Annotated in this window: 3 protein-coding genes; 2 read left to right on the forward strand and 1 reads right to left on the reverse strand. The window is 50.8% G+C overall.

Translation table 11 applies throughout. From position 1 onward, the window contains the following. Positions 1 to 396, reverse strand: a 396-nt coding sequence (locus VB081_RS12430) for a lactate utilization protein (RefSeq protein WP_323401114.1), incomplete at its 3' end; no start/stop codon positions are given. 133 nt (positions 397 to 529) lie between these two features. Here VB081_RS12430 and lepA point away from each other — a divergent pair. Both lepA and hemW read left to right on the forward strand, forming a co-directional pair. Continuing rightward, complete coding sequence (lepA, locus tag VB081_RS12435; RefSeq protein ID WP_323401115.1) at positions 530 to 2,332, forward strand: translation elongation factor 4; 1,803 nt, start codon at positions 530 to 532, stop codon at positions 2,330 to 2,332. 6 nt (positions 2,333 to 2,338) lie between these two features. Beyond that, entirely contained in the window at positions 2,339 to 3,469 is a 1,131-nt protein-coding gene (gene hemW, locus VB081_RS12440; RefSeq protein ID WP_323401116.1) for a radical SAM family heme chaperone HemW, read from the forward strand. The last annotated feature ends 156 nt before the right edge of the window (positions 3,470 to 3,625 follow it).

Genomic DNA, 3,625 nt, shown 5'->3' on the forward strand with positions numbered 1-3,625 from the left:
GTTGACGCCGCATACGACGATGACCTGCTCCGGCCCGAAAAACATTGCCGCCACGCGGTTGCCGTTTCCGTCTATATTGATGAGGTCGCCCTGCTGCGTGAGCGCGTTGGTGGACGTAAGGTATGCGTCTGCGGTCATCGCGTTTTGCCATACCGTTTTTACATCCGGGTTCTCCTTCTGGCGCTCAAGCACCTGGGAGTATATTTCTTTGCCGCTGCCTGTGACCGCGTCAAAAATGCCTGTTTCGTTCAGTGTCATGCTGCCACCGATGCCGACAGACTGCGCACGGGAAAGCAGCTTCAGCACCTCCTCTTTGGCAGAAGCGGCGTCCTCGAAAAATGCCGCATGAAATCCTTTTTTGTTCAGAAGGCCGATCAGTTCGTCGTATTGACTCATAACAAGACCCCTCGCTTTCCTGCATTCTTTTTTTCATTATAGCATATTTCCCTTGGCGTATGCGCAGGAATTTTATTGCATTTTAAGCCGTATTTTCGTATGATATATGTTGGAATACTTTTGAGGTGAATAAATGAGTAACGACTATCAAAAAAACATACGAAATTTTTGTATCATAGCACATATAGACCACGGGAAATCGACGTTGTCGGACAGGCTGATCGAGATGACGGGCACGGTGGCGAGCCGCGACCTAAAGGAACAACTGCTCGACACGATGGACTTAGAACGCGAGCGCGGCATCACCATCAAATCGCAGGCGGTGCGCATGCTTTACGAACAGGACGGGCAGGAATACGAGCTAAACCTCATTGATACGCCCGGGCATGTGGATTTTACCTACGAGGTTTCACGCTCTCTCGCGGCATGCGAGGGCGCTGTGCTTGTGGTGGACGCAAGCCAGGGCATCGAGGCGCAGACGCTTGCGAACGTGTACCTTGCGATGGACAACAATCTGGAGATCATTCCCGTGATCAACAAGGTCGATCTGCCGAGCGCACGGCCAGACGAGATCGCCGCGGAGATCGAGGACGTGCTTGGCATAGACGCATCGGACGCGCCGCGTGTGAGCGCGAAAAGCGGAGAGAACGTGGAGCAGGTGCTAAAGGCGATCGTGGATAAGCTTCCGCCGCCGTCAGGAAACGAGGACGCTCCCTTAAAGGCGCTGGTGTTCGATTCGTTTTATGATAATTATAAGGGCGCGATCAGTTATGTGCGTATCGTGGACGGCAAAGTCTCGATGGATACGGATATCAAGTTTATGGCGTCCGGACGGAGCTTTGACGTAACGGAGGTTGGTGTGTTTGCACCCGCGCTGATACCGGCAAAGGAGCTTAAAGCAGGGGACGTTGGGTATATCGCGGCAAGCATCAAAAACGTTGCCGATACGCGTGTGGGCGATACGGTAACGGATGTCGCCAATCCCGCGAAAGAACCGCTGCCCGGCTATAAAAAGATCACGCCTATGGTTTACTGCGGTATCTATCCTGCGGACGGGGCAAAATATGACGACCTGCGCGACGCTCTCGAAAAGCTGCACTTGAACGACGCGTCGCTGCTTTATGACCCGGAGGTTTCCGTGGCGCTCGGGTTTGGCTTCCGCTGCGGATTTCTGGGGCTTTTGCATATGGAGATCATTCAGGAGCGTTTGGAGCGCGAATTTGACCTTGACCTTGTGACGACGGCGCCCAGTGTTTCCTATCGCGTGCACATGATGAGCGGGGAAGAGATCGAGATCGAAAACCCGACAAACCTGCCGGATGTTTCGATGATCGAATATATGGAAGAACCGGTCGCCAAGGTGAGCGTGATGACGCCGGACACATATGTGGGCGCGGTGATGGAGCTGTGTCAGGAAAAACGTGGTACGTTCAAAAACATGGAATACATCGAAGCGACGCGCGTGCTGCTGCATTACGAAATACCGTTAAATGAAATCATCTATGATTTCTTTGATAACTTAAAATCGCGGACGCGCGGGTATGCGTCTATGGACTATGAAGTGAAGGGATACGAAAAGAGCGATCTTGTGAAGCTGGATATCCTGCTCAATTCTGAGATGTGCGACGCGCTTTCGCTGATTGTACACAGGGAACGGGCGTATGCGCGCGGCAGGATCATTGCGGAAAAGCTAAAGGAAGTGATCCCGCGCCAGATGTTCGAGATACCCATTCAGGCGGCGATCGGCGGCAAAATCATTGCGCGTGAGACAGTCAAGGCGCTGCGTAAAGACGTGCTTGCCAAGTGCTACGGCGGTGATATCTCGCGTAAGAAGAAGCTACTTGAAAAGCAGAAAGAGGGCAAAAAGCGTATGCGTCAGGTGGGGAGCGTAGAGGTCCCATCCGAAGCATTCATGAGCGTTCTCAAAATGGATTAAAAGCTTATGCTGGGACTTTATTTTCACATACCGTTTTGTATCAAAAAGTGTGTATACTGTGATTTTGTATCGACGGAGCGGCAAAGTAAGGCCGCTTCTTACATGCACGCGCTGCAAAAGGAAACGGAGCTCATCGGCGGGATGTATAACAAAGCGGTGGACTCTGTGTTTTTTGGCGGCGGTACGCCATCGCTGATCGACGAAGATTACATCAGCCGGATCATGGATACGGTACGCAGGTTGTTTCAATTTACGGACGACGCGGAAGTGACGCTCGAGGCCAATCCGTGTTCGCTCACCACAAAAAAATTGCAGACCTATAAAAAGGCGGGCGTCAACCGCTTGAGCATTGGCTTGCAGGCGGCGCAGGAGGAACATTTAAAGGCGCTTGGACGGCAGCATACGGTAGCAATGTTTGATGAGGCCTTTCAGATGGCGCGTGAGGCAGGGTTCGATAATATCAACACAGACGTGATTTATGCGCTGCCAAATCAAACGCTTGGGGAATGGGAAGAAACGCTTTTTCATGTATTGCACAAAAAGCCCGAGCACATTTCCGCATATGCCCTAAAGATCGAGCAGGGAACGCCGATGGCACACATGGCTGCGGCGGGGCAAATCGCGCCTGCTGACGAAGACATTGACCTGCGTATGTACCATATGGCGCAGACGATCCTGGATAATAAGGGCTATACGAACTACGAGATATCGAACTTTGCGATCAACGGGTATGAGTGCGTACACAATTTGAAGTATTGGAATATCAAGGATTACATCGGCCTCGGTGTGTCCGCGCATTCGTGCATCGAGCGCCTGCGCTTTGCAAATACGGAAGATATCGACGAGTATATCGATAATATGGCAAAGGGCGGACTGCGCTACGAGCAGCCTGATTTTATCGGCGATACGGAGCGTAAGATCGAATATATTATGCTGAAGCTGCGTCTGAAAAAAGGATTTATGCTTTACGACTACAAGCGCCACTTTGGCGAGGACTTTTTGCTGACGCACGCGCGTGAGTTGAAAAAAGCTTGCACGGAAGGGTTGTGTGTGGTAAAAGACGACCGCGTTATGCCCACCAAAAGAGGCTTTGACCTGCAAAACAGGCTTGTTTGTACCCTCATAGAAAATATGTGATATCTATTCATAATAAGTTCATGAATAAGCGCTATAATTTTATCAATCGAACTTGACAACCACCGCATGCGGTGGTATCTTTATATCAAGGATTAGCACTCGACGTGAATGAGTGCTAACAAATCGGTTTGGGACCGGTTTTTTGTGTATATAAAT

It is taken from the genome of Christensenella sp. (genome assembly GCF_034927525.1).
Taxonomy (GTDB): Bacteria; Bacillota; Clostridia; order Christensenellales; family Christensenellaceae; genus Christensenella.

What these genes read in the sequence shown, in the direction of transcription:
- lepA (WP_323401115.1), top strand. Translation starts at nt 530, where the DNA reads ATGAGTAACGACTATCAAAAAAACATACGAAATTTTTGTATCATAGCA.
- hemW (WP_323401116.1), top strand. Translation starts at nt 2,339, where the DNA reads ATGCTGGGACTTTATTTTCACATACCGTTTTGTATCAAAAAGTGTGTA.